Raw genomic sequence first — 12,843 nt, 5'->3', positions numbered from 1 at the left:
CGCATTCCCGACGGCCTCTCCGCGATCGACGCGGCGCCGCTGCTGTGCGCCGGCCTGACCACCTTCACAGCGCTGCAGCAGGGCCACGCCCGGGCCGGCTCCCTGGTCGCCGTGCAGGGCATCGGAGGCCTCGGCCACCTGGCCCTGCAGTACGCGCGCAGCCTCGGCCACCGCGTCGCCGCGGTGGCGCGGGGCGAGGAGAAGGAGGCGCTCGCCCGGAAGCTGGGCGCCGACGAGTACATCGACAGCACCACCGTCGATCCGGGAGAGGCACTGGCTCAGCTGGGCGGCGCCTCGATCATCGTCGCCACCGCGTCCAGCGGTGCGTCCATGAACCCGCTGGTGCGGGGCCTGGCCCCGAACGGCACACTGGTCGTCGTCGGTGCCGCCCCCGACCCGCTGACGGTCTCGACCCCCGACCTGATCTTCGGCACCCACTCCATCGTCGGCAGCCTGACCGGTTCCTCCATCGAGAACGAGGACAACCTCGCCTTCACCCTGGCGCACGGCATCCGGCCCAGCGTCGAGGTCGTGCCCTTCACCCAGGCCATGCAGGGATACGAGCGGATGCTCTCGGGCCAGGCCCGCTTCCGCGTCGTACTGGACACCGCGGCCTGAGACATCACCCGCCGGCGAAGGGGTCCGGCGCGGCCGTGCGGGTGGAGTCCCGGGACTCCGCCCGCACGGCCGCGCCGGACCCCCCTGCTGTTCGCGACCGACGTCCCGGCCGGACCGGTTCTCGCTGGGGTGCGCCGATGCCCGACGGCCACCGGGGCGCTCGTCTGCTCCCTGCTGCCACCTGCGGCACACGGTCCATGCGGTGCCGCGGCGCCGAGCGGCGGGGACGCCGGTGCTGTCAGGTCAGAGCTGAGCGGCGAGCCGCTGAAGTGTGCGGGTGGCGCTCTCGGCCTTCGCCTCCCGGTAGCCCGTGCCGGCCCACAGGTGGATCAGACGCGTGTCCCCGGCCGCGATGGCCGCCTTGCGCAGCGGGGCGGTGAGGTGGTGCACGGCCGGATAGCCGGCCGGGGCGACCGCCTCGTAGCTGTCGATGAAATGGTTGCGCAGGCCGCGCGCGGGTCGTCCGGTGAACGCACCGGTCATCACGGTCTCGGTGAAGGCCGGGTCCGTCAGGGCTGCCTTGTGCGCAGCGGCGGCCCCGCTCTCGTCCGTACGGAGCAACAGAGTGCCGACCGCGGCGGCGTCCGCGCCGGCGCGCAGCGTGGCTGTCACGTCGGCGGGGGTGGCGATGCCTCCGCCGGCGACGATCGGCAGTGTGGTGCTGCGGCGCACGTCGGCGATCAGGTCGGGCAGCGGCACGGAGGCGAGCGGCCGCTGCGGGGTGAGCGTGGCGGAGTGTCCTCCGGCAGCGGATGCCTGCACGACCAGTCCGTCCACCTCGGCTTCCGACGCCTGCCGGGCCTCGTCGGCGGAGGTGACGCTCTGCAGGACGGTGGTCCCGGACCGGCGCAGGGACTTGATGACCGAGGCATCGGGGACACCGAAGGTGAACGAGACCAAGGGAACCGGCGATGCGACGAGCAGGTCGATCTTGTTCACCCAGTCGTCGTCGTCCTCCACCGGCTCCCCGGCGTTCAGGCGCAAGCCGTAGCGGTCGGCCTCGGGCTGGATCACCTGGGCGTAACGGCGGTACGCCTCCGGCGCGACCGGGACCGGGGCGGGGACGAAGACGTTGACGCCGAAGGGGACACCCTCGGCCCGGACGGTGTCGATCTGTTCCGCGAGCGCCTGTGCGGTCTTGTAGCCGGCGGCGAGGAAACCCATTCCTCCCGCCCGGGCAGCCGCCGTCACCAGTGCGGGAGTGCCGGCTCCGCCGGCCATGGGGGCGGCGAGGACCGGTAGGGACACGCCCAGGTCGTCCAGTAGTCGGCTCATCTCGGCTTCTCCTCCTTCGACCAGGGGCGGCACCCGTGACCCTAAACAACCGCAGACACATGGTGAAATGCCGATCGAGTCGCCATCATGCGCGGCAGGCATCGATGGTGGCGTAGATTCCCTGGACATCACGACACGATCGTCGGACGGAGTCGACCATGACGACCACAGAACTCCCTCGGCAGGAGTGCGCAGTCACCGTCCTGGGCGGCCCGACAGCCGTCATCGACATGGGCGGTCTACGGATCGTCAGCGATCCGACCTTCGACGAGGCGGGCCCGCACGGGTACCTCATCAAGACGACGGGTCCGGCCCGCACGGAGGCCGCCGTGGGCCCGGTGGACCTCGTGCTGGTCAGCCACGACGTCCATCCGGACAACCTCGACGAGCGTGGGCGCGCGTTCGCGAAGGCCGCCCCGCTGGTCCTCACCGGGCCGCTCGCCGCGGCGCGGCTCGGCTCACCGGCGGTCGGTCTCGCCCCCTGGACGAGCCACTCCGTGGCACGTGGGGACGGCGGAGGCGACCTCACCGTCCTCGCGGTGCCGGCGGTCCACGGTCCCGAGGACGGCGACCGCGACGCCGACGGTCATGTCAACTGCGAGGTCACCGGTTTCGTGCTGTCCGGTCGAGGACTTCCGACGGTGTACATCAGCGGTGACAACGCCTCGCTGCGTGTCGTGGCGGAGATCTCCCGGCGCGTGCCGGACATCACCGCGGCCCTGCTGCACGCCGGAGCGGCACGAGTGCCGGCGAAATTCGACGGACGCCCGCTCTCTCTCGACAGCCGGCGGGCCGCGGCGGCAGCGGCCGTCCTCGGTGCGGACCTGGTGGTGCCGGCCCACTACGACGGCTGGGCCCACTTCTCCGAGGGTGGCGCCGACCTGGAGCTGGCCTTCCACGAAGCCGGCCTCTCCTCCCTGCTGCGGACAGCGGGGCACGGATCGTGGGTGGACCTGCGTCCCTGACGAACAGCCGGACGCTGTGGCGGCGTCGACCACGATCGGGCGGACACCATCGTCTGCTCGACACGTGTCTGGATGTGTGCTCGGGCGTGGGCACCATGCTCAACGTCATCCATTTCGGCGGACCTGGTGGTGGCCGGCGTTCACGCCTCGGTCAGGAACTGGGCCGACCTCTTCGGTGCCCCATGTGGCGAGCGCGTATGACAGACACTCACCGGCGGAAGTAGGCACCGGTGGGTGGCCTTCTGAGGGCGGATACAGCGCTCCGTGTGCGGTTCACCCCCGAGTGCGGCCCGCACGCACACGTGTGATGCCTCGCGGACGGGTGTGTGCCGACCGCGCCTTGGCCACGGTCTCCCACGGGTGCGGCGCGACGCCAACGGGAGCAGCATGGGTCGAGGCGGCCGTCCGCGGGCGCGGACGTACGCCTCGATCGCAACGACGGCAGGAGTGGACGATGACGGCGAAGCTGCTGTTTGTACTGACCGGAGCCTCGTACTGGACGCTCAAGGACGGCACCAGGCACGCGACCGGTTACTGGGCCGAGGAGTTCGCGGCTCCTTACAAGGCGTTCACGGAAGCCGGCCACCAGGTGACGGTGGCGACCCCGAACGCCGTGGTCCCGACCGTGGACATGATGAGCCTGCGCCCCGACATGGCCGGCAGCGCGGAGACCGCCCTCGAACTGGAGAACATCATCCGGTCCGCGGAGGAGCTCCGGCGGCCCATCCAACTGTCGGACGCCCGCGTGGAGGACTACGACGCCGTCTACTTCCCCGGCGGCCACGGTCCCATGGAGGACCTGTGGGAGAACCCCGACGCAGGCCGGCTGCTGATCGCGGCGCTCGCCTCGGGCAAGCCGCTGGCCGTCGTCTGCCACGCTCCGGCCGCACTGCTGTCCACCAGGATCCACGGCGTCTCGCCCTTCGCCGGCTATCAGGTCACCGCCTTCACCAATGACGAGGAGGACGCCGTCGGGCTGGCTTCCAGGGCGCGGTGGCTGCTGGAGGACGAACTGAAGGTGCTGGGCGTGGAGTTCACCCGCGGCGAGATGTGGAAGCCGTTCACGGTGGTGGACCGCAACTTGTACACGGGGCAGAACCCCGCGTCGGCGGCGGCTCTGGCGGCCCAGCTGCTGAAGGTCCTGTAGGCGGCGGCCCTCCGCCGGAGGACTGCCCGCCGCCGTCCGGGGCGTGTGGCGAGTTCAGCCGCGCGATGGTCGACCGAACACAATCCAGGGACGTCGCGCACGGCGACTCCCCCGTCTCCCTCACCTGGGTGAGGGAGACACTCGGCCACGCGCACCCGGAGTTGTCCTCTTCATGACGTGTTTCCTCCTGCCTGGTAGGCACAGCCTTTCACCGCAGGTCAGAGGCCGTGCCACGGCGATTCGACTGTGGAGGGCGGGGAAATTAGACGACTGGTCGACTAGTTGTAGCGCGTGACCGGCCGACACGAAGCGGTCGGAACAACCACCGTCACACCGAAGAGCGAAGAAGGCACTCATGAGCAACTCCGGCAAGAAGGTCGCCATCATCACCGGTGCGTCCCAGGGCATCGGCGCAGGTCTCGTCGAGGCGTACCGCAAGCTCGGTTACGCCGTGGTCGCCACCTCGCGGACCATCACCGCCTCGGACGACCCGGACGTCCTGACCGTCCAGGGCGACATCGCCGACCCGGCCACGGCCGAGCGCGTCGCCGCGGCCGCGATCGAACGGTTCGGCCGCATCGACACCCTGGTCAACAACGCCGGCATCTTCGTCGCAAAGCCGTTCACCGAGTACACACAGGAGGACTATGACGCGGTCACCGGCGTCAACCTGAGCGGGTTCTTCCGCATCACTCAGCTCGCCGTCGAGCAGATGCTGCACCAGGGCGGCGGCCACGTCGTCCAGATCACCACGAGCCTGGTCGACCACGCCCTGTCCGCCGTGCCGTCGGTCCTGGCCTCGCTGACCAAGGGCGGCCTCCAGTCCGCCACCAAGGCGCTGGCCATCGAGTACGCGACCCGGGGCATCCGCAGCAACTCCGTCGCCCTGGGTGTCATCAAGACGCCGATGCACTCGGAGGAGTACTTCGAGACGTTCGCCGCCCTGCACCCGGTCGGCCGGATGGGCGAGATCGGCGACATCGTCGACGCAGTCCTGTACCTCGAGAACGCGCCGTTCGTCACCGGAGAGATCCTGCATGTCGACGGCGGCCAGAGCGCCGGTCACTGACCCGCGGGGCGGGCGACGGCCGACCAACCGGACCGGTCACCGACCTTCGCCCGGCTCCGGAGACACATCGACAGGCCGTTGATCACGAGCGTGATCAACGGCCTGTTCCGCACGTCGGGGCTCCATCACGGGGGCGAACCACCTTTGTTGATCAGGCAGGCCACGAGCCGTTCGGTTGTGGCCAATACACTGCTCTCATGGCAGATGCGACGACGATCCAGCCCCTCAACCAGGACGAGGAAGCATTCCTCCGCGCTCTCGGCAGGGTGTTGGCATACCTGCCTCGCGTCGTCGACGCCGACATGGTCTCGGAACAGCCGATCACCAGTGGCGAGTACATGGTGTTGGTGCACCTCTCCGAAGCCCCGCAGAACCGCATGCGCATGAGTGAGCTGGCCAACGCGTGCGGACTGTCGTTGAGCGGCATGACCCGAGTCGTCAAACGCCTGGAGACGCAGTCCCTCGTGCTGCGCGAGAAGTGCCCGGACGACGGACGGGCCTGGCTCGCCGTCCTCACCAGTTCCGGCTGGACGTGCCTGAAACAGGCGTGGCCCACGAACCTCGCAAGCGTGCGCCGGCACATCTTCTCCCGCCTCGAAGGCTGCGACGTCGCTGCGGCTGCCAGAGTGCTGGAACGCATCGCTGCGGGTGACTGACACCTCACCGTGAAGCGCCTTCTGGCGGGCGGTGAGCCGATGACACCCCGGTGACGGAGCCCGCAGGGCATCGTTCAGCAGCACCACGCGGCGCCGGACACGGGTCTCGGATCCACGGCATCGGCCCCGGCCGGTCATTCGGTCGCGACGGCGCTGGTGGCGGCCGTGATGAACCTACGCATCAGGCTCGGCCGGTTGTCGGGCAGATAGGCCAGGGCGACGGGGATCAGAGGTGCGTCTTCCAAGGGGACGAAGCGCAGGGCAGGGTGGTGGATGCGCCGCCGGGCGGCCTCGGGCACGATGCCGATACCCCGGCCCGCGGCGACCGATTCGAGCCACTCATCGAAATTGGTGGTCTCGATCACGCGGTCGGGCCGCTGACCGGCAGGCCAGGACCACGGTCCGGTCGTTCCGCTGACGGTGTTGACGACCAACGGCCAGGCTGACACGTCCGCCCAGTTCAGGTGAGTGTGGCGCGCCAGTTCGCAGTCCTGCGCACAGACCGCGATGCGCGGCTCTTCGTAGAGAAGGACGGCGCGGGCCGGGGCAGGGGGTGTGGTGGTGCCGCGGAGCAGCGCGACATCGATGGCGCGCAGCCGCAGATCACGTAGCGGGTCGTCGCAGCGGACCAGTTGGATGGTTGCGTCGCCGGTCCGCTCGAAGCGGCGGATCGCCTCCTGTGCCCATGGATCGGGCAGCAGCCAGCTGAAGCCGAGCCTGAGGACCGACTGTCCCCGCGCCACGGCGAGAGCGTGGTCGAACGCGGCGAGCGCCTTCTCGGCCTGGGCGAGGAACTCGGCACCGGCCGCGGTGGGCTGCACATGGCGTGGGGAGCGATCCAGCAGCCGTACTCCCAGGGCGGCTTCCAGCTGGGCGACGGTACGGCTGAGAGCGGGCTGGGTGATCAGCAGTTCGCCGGCGGCCCGGCTGAAGGAGCCGTGGCGGGCGACGGCGGCGAAGGCCCGCAGATGACGCAGTTCGATGTCCGCGCTGCTCACCGCTTCCGTCCTTCCCCATGCCCGGCACGCATAGCGGCACCTTAATCGGCATTCCGGGGCCGGGCGAATGAGCCCCTGGGCACGTGTGGCCGGTGCCTCACCGCGCCGGGACGAACTCCCCGGAGGCCTTCCACAGCCCTGGCCGGGTTGGCGGGGTCGAGTGCGTACCGGGCGACGCCGCGCCACCTGAGCGAAAGGGCGCGCATACCGTTCGGGGCCGTCCGCGACCCTCGCGTCCCAGGAGCGCCGCTCGAAGGCGGTGTCGTCGAAGTCGGCCGTGTCGCACAGGTGGCCTCGCGAGGTGAGGAAGACGATCCGGAACCCGGCCGTACCGGCCGCGGCGCCCTCGGCGGCGCCCGCCCCGCACGGGTACGCCGATCACCGAACAGCTGTCAGCAGCAGACTCCGGCCTACGCCCCCGCCTACCGCGCAGGCCCGTCAGGTACGGATTGCCGGTCTCCTCAGCCGGCCTGGAACCCTTGTGCGGCGGCGCGTGGCGGTGGGACGCACCTCACAACTCGCCCGGGCCGGAATCAGACAGACCTGTCTAGGGTTGAGGGGGGTACCTCCCCCTAGTCCTGGAGAGTGCTCCATGAGCCCCGCATCCACCGCACGTCGAGCCACCTCGAGAGCCGACTCGATCCGGCGACCTCCGGCACACGCCGCCCCGCGACGCCGGGCCCTCGGACCCATCGCCTCCATCGGCCTGCTGGCCTCGATCCTCGTGTCGCTGCTGGCCGCGTCCAGCGCCCCCACCCCGCTGTACGCGATCTACCAGCAGCGCTGGGGCTTTACTCCCATCACCATCACCGTCGTCTTCGGTGTCTACGCGGTCGCCGTGCTGGTCTCGCTCCTGGTTCTCGGCAAGATCTCCGACCATGTGGGCCGACGGCCGGTCCTGCTGATGGCTCTCATCGGTCAGGCCCTGGCGATGGTCGTGTTCGTCACCGCCGACGGAGTGGACGCACTGCTGGCCGCCCGCGTCCTGCAGGGCCTGAGCACCGGCGCGGCGGTCGGTGCGCTCGGCGCCGGCATGCTCGACATCGATCCGCGCCGGGGCGGCTTCCTGAACTCCTTCGCCCCCGCGATGGGAACCGCCAGTGGCGCCCTGGTCTCCGGCCTGATCGTGCAGTATCTGCCGGCACCCACCCACCTGGTCTACGTCGTACTGCTCGGTGTGTTCGTCCTGCAGGCGCTGGCCGTGCTCGCCCTGCCTGAGACGATAAGCCGCAAGCCCGGTGCGCTCGCCAGCATGGCCCCGGAGATCAAGCTGCCCAAGTCCGCCCGCACGTCGGTGGCGATCGCCGCTCCCGTGCTGTTCGCGGTGTGGGCACTGACCGGCCTCTACGGCGCGCTGGGGCCGGCCCTCACCCGTTCCCTCGTGCACTCCACCTCCGTGGTGTGGGGTGGACTCCCGCTGTTCGTGCTCGCCGCCTTCGCGGCCCTTGCCGTGGTGGTGCTGCGTCGCACCGCGACGCGCGACGTCATGCTGCTCGGGGCCGGCACACTGGTCGTCGGTGTGGTGATCACCCTGGTGTCGATCGCCTCAGGCACCGGCGGCCCGCTCTCTGCGACGGGCTTCTTCTTGGGTGCCGCGATCTCCGGCTTCGGCTTCGGCAGCGGCTTCCAGGGCGGCATCCGCATGGTGATACCGGCCGTCGAGCCGCACGAGCGGGCCGGTGTGCTGTCCCTGCTGTACGTCGTGTGCTACCTGGGCCTGGGTGTGCCCGCGGTGATCGCAGGTGTCCTGGTCGTGCATGGCGGCGGCCTGGTGCAGACCGCGCGGGAGTACGGCATCGCCGTCATCGTGCTGGCCGTCGCGGCCCTGGCCGGCCTGCTGCTCAGCGGCCGCCGCGTAAAGCGGGTGGCGGTGGTCACGGCGCAGGCCGAACCCGCCTCCGAGGCAGTGGCCGTCGCGCGGACCCGCGGCTGACGGAACGCATACCAGTAGAATGAACAGGTCTGTCTGAGAGGGTGATGGTCATGGCGACCGTAGCCGCGAAGAAGCCATCAGCACGTGAGCGTCTGCTCGAAGCAGCCAACGAGCTGTTCTACAACGAGGGCGTGCAGACCGTCGGCATCGACCGCGTCATCGAGCACGCCGGGGTGGCCAAGGCGTCCCTCTACAACACCTTCGGCAGCAAGGAAGAGCTGATCACGGCCTACCTGGACCTCCGCAACGCCCGCATCAAGGACCGGATCACCCACACCCTCACCCGCTTCCGCACCCCGCGCGAGCAACTGCTCGGCGTCTTCGACGCGCAGGGCGAGATGTTCACCGATCCGCGTTACAACGGCTGCCCGTTCGTACGGGCCACCGCCGAGGTGCCCGAGGACAGTCGGATCAGGCGCGCCGCTGAGAAGTACCGGGCCTGGGTGCGCGGCCTGTTCACCGATCTGGCCACGCGGTCCGGGTATGCCGACCCCGAAGGACTCGCCCGCCGGCTGCACCTGCTCTACGACGGTGCCCAGCAGTCCGCCCGGATGGACCGCGACCCCTCGGCCGCCGCCACCGCGCGCGCGGCCGCGTCCGTCCTGCTCGACGCGGCACCACTCGCGTCCGCGAGGGCATGACCTCGGCGGTCCGGACGCGACCGCGATGGCGTTCGAGGTCCGTCGGGGCCGTCGCCGGCCGGCCAGGGGGCGACCGGGAGGACGGGGGGGCCAGGGACGTTGCTTCCACAGCAGCGGCGCGTCCGGCTGGGCCTACGGCGAATCCGTGATCTGGAACCTCAGCGAGTACGGCGGCAAGCGGTACGTCTACGCGGTACACGCAGACGGTTCATAACGCGTCGCAAGCCACGGCGGCGCGGCGGGCGAGGAGGGAGTTGACGCGGTCGGCGCCAACGGCGTGGAAGCAGGTGGCCCGACGCGGATCAACCGATGCGGCAACCTGCGCCGCCCCGCAGGCGCGTCTGAATCAGGGGCGTCGGTGGATCAGGCCGCGTACCCTCGGCTCCATGCCGCGCCGTTCGAAGAAGCCACGCCGCCTGGTCGCCGAGGGGCGCACCTATCTCTGGACGCTCCGCCACAGCCACCGCGTTGTGGACAACGGCCGGTCCGCCGACTGCCGTGAGACCCTCACGCTGTACCCGCAGCCGGCCGGCACCGGCGGTCCGCTGCGCATCGTCTTCGCCGAGGGTCCGGGCCGGTACGTCCCGGGCGGCGCCCCCATGGGCTCCGGCGACGTGGGGTACATCGGGGGCGGCTCCTTGAACCTGCACGAACCGGGGGCGGTTCGGGCCCTGCTCGACGCGGCGTCGGCCCGCGGGTGGCAGCCGGGGGAACGACGGGCGGTGGAGGTCGACGGCTGGCCCTTGCTGGAGACGGCAGCCGCAGAGCGAGCCGAGCGCATCGGCCCGTGACATCCCCAAGATTCCGGCGCTCGCCGGGGCGGCGGCTACGCGCTTCTCCGGCCGCGTCGTCCCGTGCATGCTTTCGCCGGCACTCGCCTGCCACCTACGGACCATCGCTCGAAACAGCGCCGGATACCCGTTGTGCGGCTCCTTGCTGAGGTAGTGCCTGTCGCCTCCCCACCACATGGCGGGTTCCGGGCGTCTCCGGGGTCCGCCCGCACGAGGCGAGAGACGACCAGTGCTTGGCGACGCCGTAGGTGCCCTTACTCGATCCGGCCACCATGATCGGCGGCGGTCAGCGCGGAATCACCCAGTCCGGCGTCCAGGTTCCGGCGGCGTCGTGGCCGGCCGCCGTGGCGGCGAGGTGGGCACGGAGGATGGCCAGCGCCGGGTGGGGGTTGTCGCGGTGCCAGAGGAGCGAGTGCGGGTAGAGGGGCGTCGGGTCGGTCACCGGGATGCGGCGCAGGCCGTGGTCGGCGGGCCAGACGAGGCGGGTCTGCTCGCCGATGAAGGTGGCCAGGGCCGGGGTGTCGGCGATGGTGTCGAGGAGCGCGTCCGAGCCGAAGTTCGGGCCGGTCGCCTCGATGGTGAGAGCGAACTCGGCGACGAGGTCGTCGTAGTAGGCCGCCCACTCGGTACCGGGGACGATGCCGGGCATCCAGATCCGGTGCCCGGCCAGCTGGGCGACGGTCACCGACCGGGCGCCCGCCAGCGCGTGGGCGGGGCCGGTGAGGAGCTGGAGCGGCTCGTCGAGCACCCGGACGGACTCGATGTCCTCGGGCAGGGGTCGGCCGGGCACGGCGACGGCACGGAAGGACGCGTCGATCGCGCCGGACCGGATGGCGGCGACGGCCGCTTCGACGTCGAACAGCATCACCACGTCGAGGTCGATCTCGGGATGCGCACGGTGGAAGCCGCGCATCAGGCCCGACGGCGCGACGCGCGAGGCGATCACGTCGACGCGCAGCGGACGGCGGCCGGTGCGCACGGACGCGACCGCGCGCTCGGCGACGCGCAGCAGCTCGCGCGCGTGGGGCAGGAACGCCTGCCCGTCGATGGTGAGCGCGGCGCCACGCGCGGTGCGGGTGAACAGCCGCACGCCGAGGCTGCGCTCCAGGGCCGCGACGCGCTTGGAGACAGCCTGCTGCGTGATCGCCAGCTCGGCGGCGGCCTCCTGGAACTGCCCCGCGTCGGCGGCGGCGACGAAGGTCCGGACGGTGTCGAGGTCCATGCCGACACCCTAAGCACACAACCGCTGGTTGTGGCTGCCGGCCCTGCGGTTGTTTGATCGCTGGTGATGGTGGTCGCTTTGATGCTTCCGATCGCGGATCGGTTGTGCGGAGCGAGTAGGGAGGGGCGTCGAGCATGAGGAGCGGACATCGGCTGGGGCGGCCGTTCGGATGGCTCTGGGGAGCGTACGGGACCAGCGCGCTCGGCACATGGCTCGCCTTCGGCGCGTTCCCGCTGATCGCCATCAAGGTGCTGCACTCCGGACCGGCCGAGGTCGCCGCGCTCGCCTCCGTGGGGGCTGCGGTGGGCGCGGCCGTGGCGGTGCCGCTCGGCCCGTGGGTGGAGTTCCGCCGCAAGCGGCCCGTACTGATCGCGATGGACCTGGTGCGGTTCGCGGCGCTGCTGACGATCCCCACCGCGTTCGCGCTCGGCGCGCTCACCTTCCTTCAGCTCCTGCTGGTCTCGGTCGTCGTCGCGGCGGCCGACATCACCTTCCGCGCCGCCTCCGGTGCCTATCTGAAGACGCTGCTGCCGGCCGAGGACCTGCTCGTCGCCAACGCCCGGTTCGAGTCGACGGCCTGGACGACCACGATCATCGGACCGCCGTTGGGCGGCGCGGCGATCGGGCTCCTCGGTCCGGTGGCGACGGTGGTGGCCGACGCGCTCAGCTACCTGCTCTCGGCCCTGGGCATCCGGGCGATGGGCGGGCACGAGCCGCGACCCGAGCGCCGTGAGGCCGCGCGCATGCGGCCCAGGGACCTGCTCCACGGCTGGCGGTACATCCTCGCCGACCCGACGCTGCGTCCGCTGTTCTTCAACACCGCCCTGTTCAACGGCCTGGTGATGGCCGCCCAGCCGCTGCTGGCCGTCCTCATGCTCGGCCGGCTCGGATTCGCACCCTGGCAGTACGGTCTCGCCTTCGCCGCGCCCTCGATCGGCGGGCTGCTCGGTTCACGGCTGGCCCGACCGCTCGTCACCCGGTTCGGTCAGCACCAGGTCCTGGTCGTGGTCGGGTCGCTGCGCGCGCTCTGGCCTATCGGCCTGGCCTTCCTGGGTCCGGGTTCCGGAGGGCTGCTGCTGGTGATGGGTGTCGAACTCGGGCTCATCTTCTGCTGCGGCATCTTCAACCCCGTCTACGCCACCTACCGCCTCGAGCGCACCGCGCCGGACCGGGTCACCCGCACGCTGTCCGCCTGGGCGGTGACGACCAAGGCGTCGACCGCACTGCTGACGGCCGTCTGGGGCGTGCTGGGCGGCCTGCTCGGCCCGCGTACGGCCATCGGCCTGGCCGGCGTGCTCCTGCTCACGACCCCGCTGCTGCTCCCCCGCCGCGCGGCGGCGCGTCTCTCCCAGCCGGAGCCGACACCGAGTGGCACCTGACCGCCGCCGCGTCCGTCACCGCGGCCGGGCTGCGCCGCCCCGACGGCTGACACTCCTCGGAGGTACCTCGCATGAAGTGGCTGAAGCGGCGTCAGTCCTCGGCGTCCGGTGCGTCAACGGCTGCCAATGTCAGGACAGGGCGAACGTTG

The 12,843-nt window shown here is 71.0% G+C and carries 12 protein-coding genes; 9 read left to right on the top strand and 3 right to left on the bottom strand.

The features are described 5' to 3' along the window. On the top strand, positions 1 to 618 hold a 618-nt coding region (locus tag ACGFRF_RS22830), incomplete at its 5' end, for a zinc-binding dehydrogenase (protein ID WP_393742670.1). Positions 619 to 861: 243 nt separating this feature from the next. Here the strand turns inward: ACGFRF_RS22830 and ACGFRF_RS22825 are convergent. After that, positions 862 to 1,893, bottom strand: a complete 1,032-nt coding sequence (locus tag ACGFRF_RS22825; RefSeq protein WP_393742668.1) for an NAD(P)H-dependent flavin oxidoreductase — start codon at positions 1,891 to 1,893, stop codon at positions 862 to 864. Between the two features lie 158 nt (positions 1,894 to 2,051). On the opposite strand from ACGFRF_RS22825, the gene ACGFRF_RS22820 reads away from it, so the two are divergent. The 4 genes from ACGFRF_RS22820 (at position 2,052) to ACGFRF_RS22805 (ending at position 5,730) form a co-directional block, all read left to right on the top strand. Further along, positions 2,052 to 2,858 (top strand): MBL fold metallo-hydrolase, encoded by an 807-nt coding sequence (locus tag ACGFRF_RS22820; protein WP_393742666.1) that lies wholly within the window; start codon positions 2,052 to 2,054, stop codon positions 2,856 to 2,858. Positions 2,859 to 3,312: 454 nt separating this feature from the next. Further along, a complete protein-coding gene (locus ACGFRF_RS22815) occupies positions 3,313 to 4,005 on the top strand; it encodes a type 1 glutamine amidotransferase domain-containing protein (protein WP_393742664.1) in 693 nt (230 codons plus the stop codon). A gap of 355 nt (positions 4,006 to 4,360) precedes the next feature. Beyond that, on the top strand, positions 4,361 to 5,074 hold the full coding sequence (locus tag ACGFRF_RS22810) for an SDR family NAD(P)-dependent oxidoreductase (RefSeq protein WP_393742662.1): 714 nt from the start codon (positions 4,361 to 4,363) through the stop codon (positions 5,072 to 5,074). Positions 5,075 to 5,271: 197 nt separating this feature from the next. After that, on the top strand, positions 5,272 to 5,730 hold the full coding sequence (locus ACGFRF_RS22805; protein WP_393742660.1) for a MarR family winged helix-turn-helix transcriptional regulator: 459 nt from the start codon (positions 5,272 to 5,274) through the stop codon (positions 5,728 to 5,730). Positions 5,731 to 5,864: 134 nt separating this feature from the next. Here ACGFRF_RS22805 and ACGFRF_RS22800 read toward each other — a convergent pair whose 3' ends face one another. Further along, entirely contained in the window at positions 5,865 to 6,728 is an 864-nt protein-coding gene (locus ACGFRF_RS22800; protein ID WP_393742658.1) for a LysR family transcriptional regulator, read from the bottom strand. 592 nt (positions 6,729 to 7,320) lie between these two features. Between ACGFRF_RS22800 and ACGFRF_RS22795 the strand changes: the two genes are divergently transcribed. The 3 genes from ACGFRF_RS22795 (at position 7,321) to ACGFRF_RS22785 (ending at position 10,093) form a co-directional block, all read left to right on the top strand. Beyond that, positions 7,321 to 8,661, top strand: a complete 1,341-nt coding sequence (locus ACGFRF_RS22795) for an MFS transporter (RefSeq protein WP_393742656.1) — start codon at positions 7,321 to 7,323, stop codon at positions 8,659 to 8,661. 50 nt (positions 8,662 to 8,711) lie between these two features. Then, a complete protein-coding gene (locus ACGFRF_RS22790; RefSeq protein WP_393742654.1) occupies positions 8,712 to 9,302 on the top strand; it encodes a TetR/AcrR family transcriptional regulator in 591 nt (196 codons plus the stop codon). 386 nt (positions 9,303 to 9,688) lie between these two features. Further along, on the top strand, positions 9,689 to 10,093 hold the full coding sequence (locus ACGFRF_RS22785; protein WP_393742652.1) for a hypothetical protein: 405 nt from the start codon (positions 9,689 to 9,691) through the stop codon (positions 10,091 to 10,093). Between the two features lie 286 nt (positions 10,094 to 10,379). Here the strand turns inward: ACGFRF_RS22785 and ACGFRF_RS22780 are convergent, their stop codons facing one another. After that, a complete protein-coding gene (locus tag ACGFRF_RS22780) occupies positions 10,380 to 11,315 on the bottom strand; it encodes a LysR family transcriptional regulator (RefSeq protein ID WP_393742650.1) in 936 nt (311 codons plus the stop codon). Between the two features lie 134 nt (positions 11,316 to 11,449). Here ACGFRF_RS22780 and ACGFRF_RS22775 point away from each other — a divergent pair, with 134 nt between their 5' ends. Continuing rightward, positions 11,450 to 12,694, top strand: coding sequence for an MFS transporter (locus ACGFRF_RS22775; protein ID WP_393742648.1), 1,245 nt, complete (start codon positions 11,450 to 11,452; stop codon positions 12,692 to 12,694). Positions 12,695 to 12,843: the final 149 nt, after the last annotated feature.

It is taken from the genome of Streptomyces sp. NPDC048521 (assembly GCF_043199855.1).
In the GTDB taxonomy this organism is placed as follows: domain Bacteria; phylum Actinomycetota; class Actinomycetes; order Streptomycetales; family Streptomycetaceae; genus Streptomyces.
Note: the sequence above shows the minus strand (reverse complement) of the source record. Positions and strands in the feature narration are given on the sequence as shown.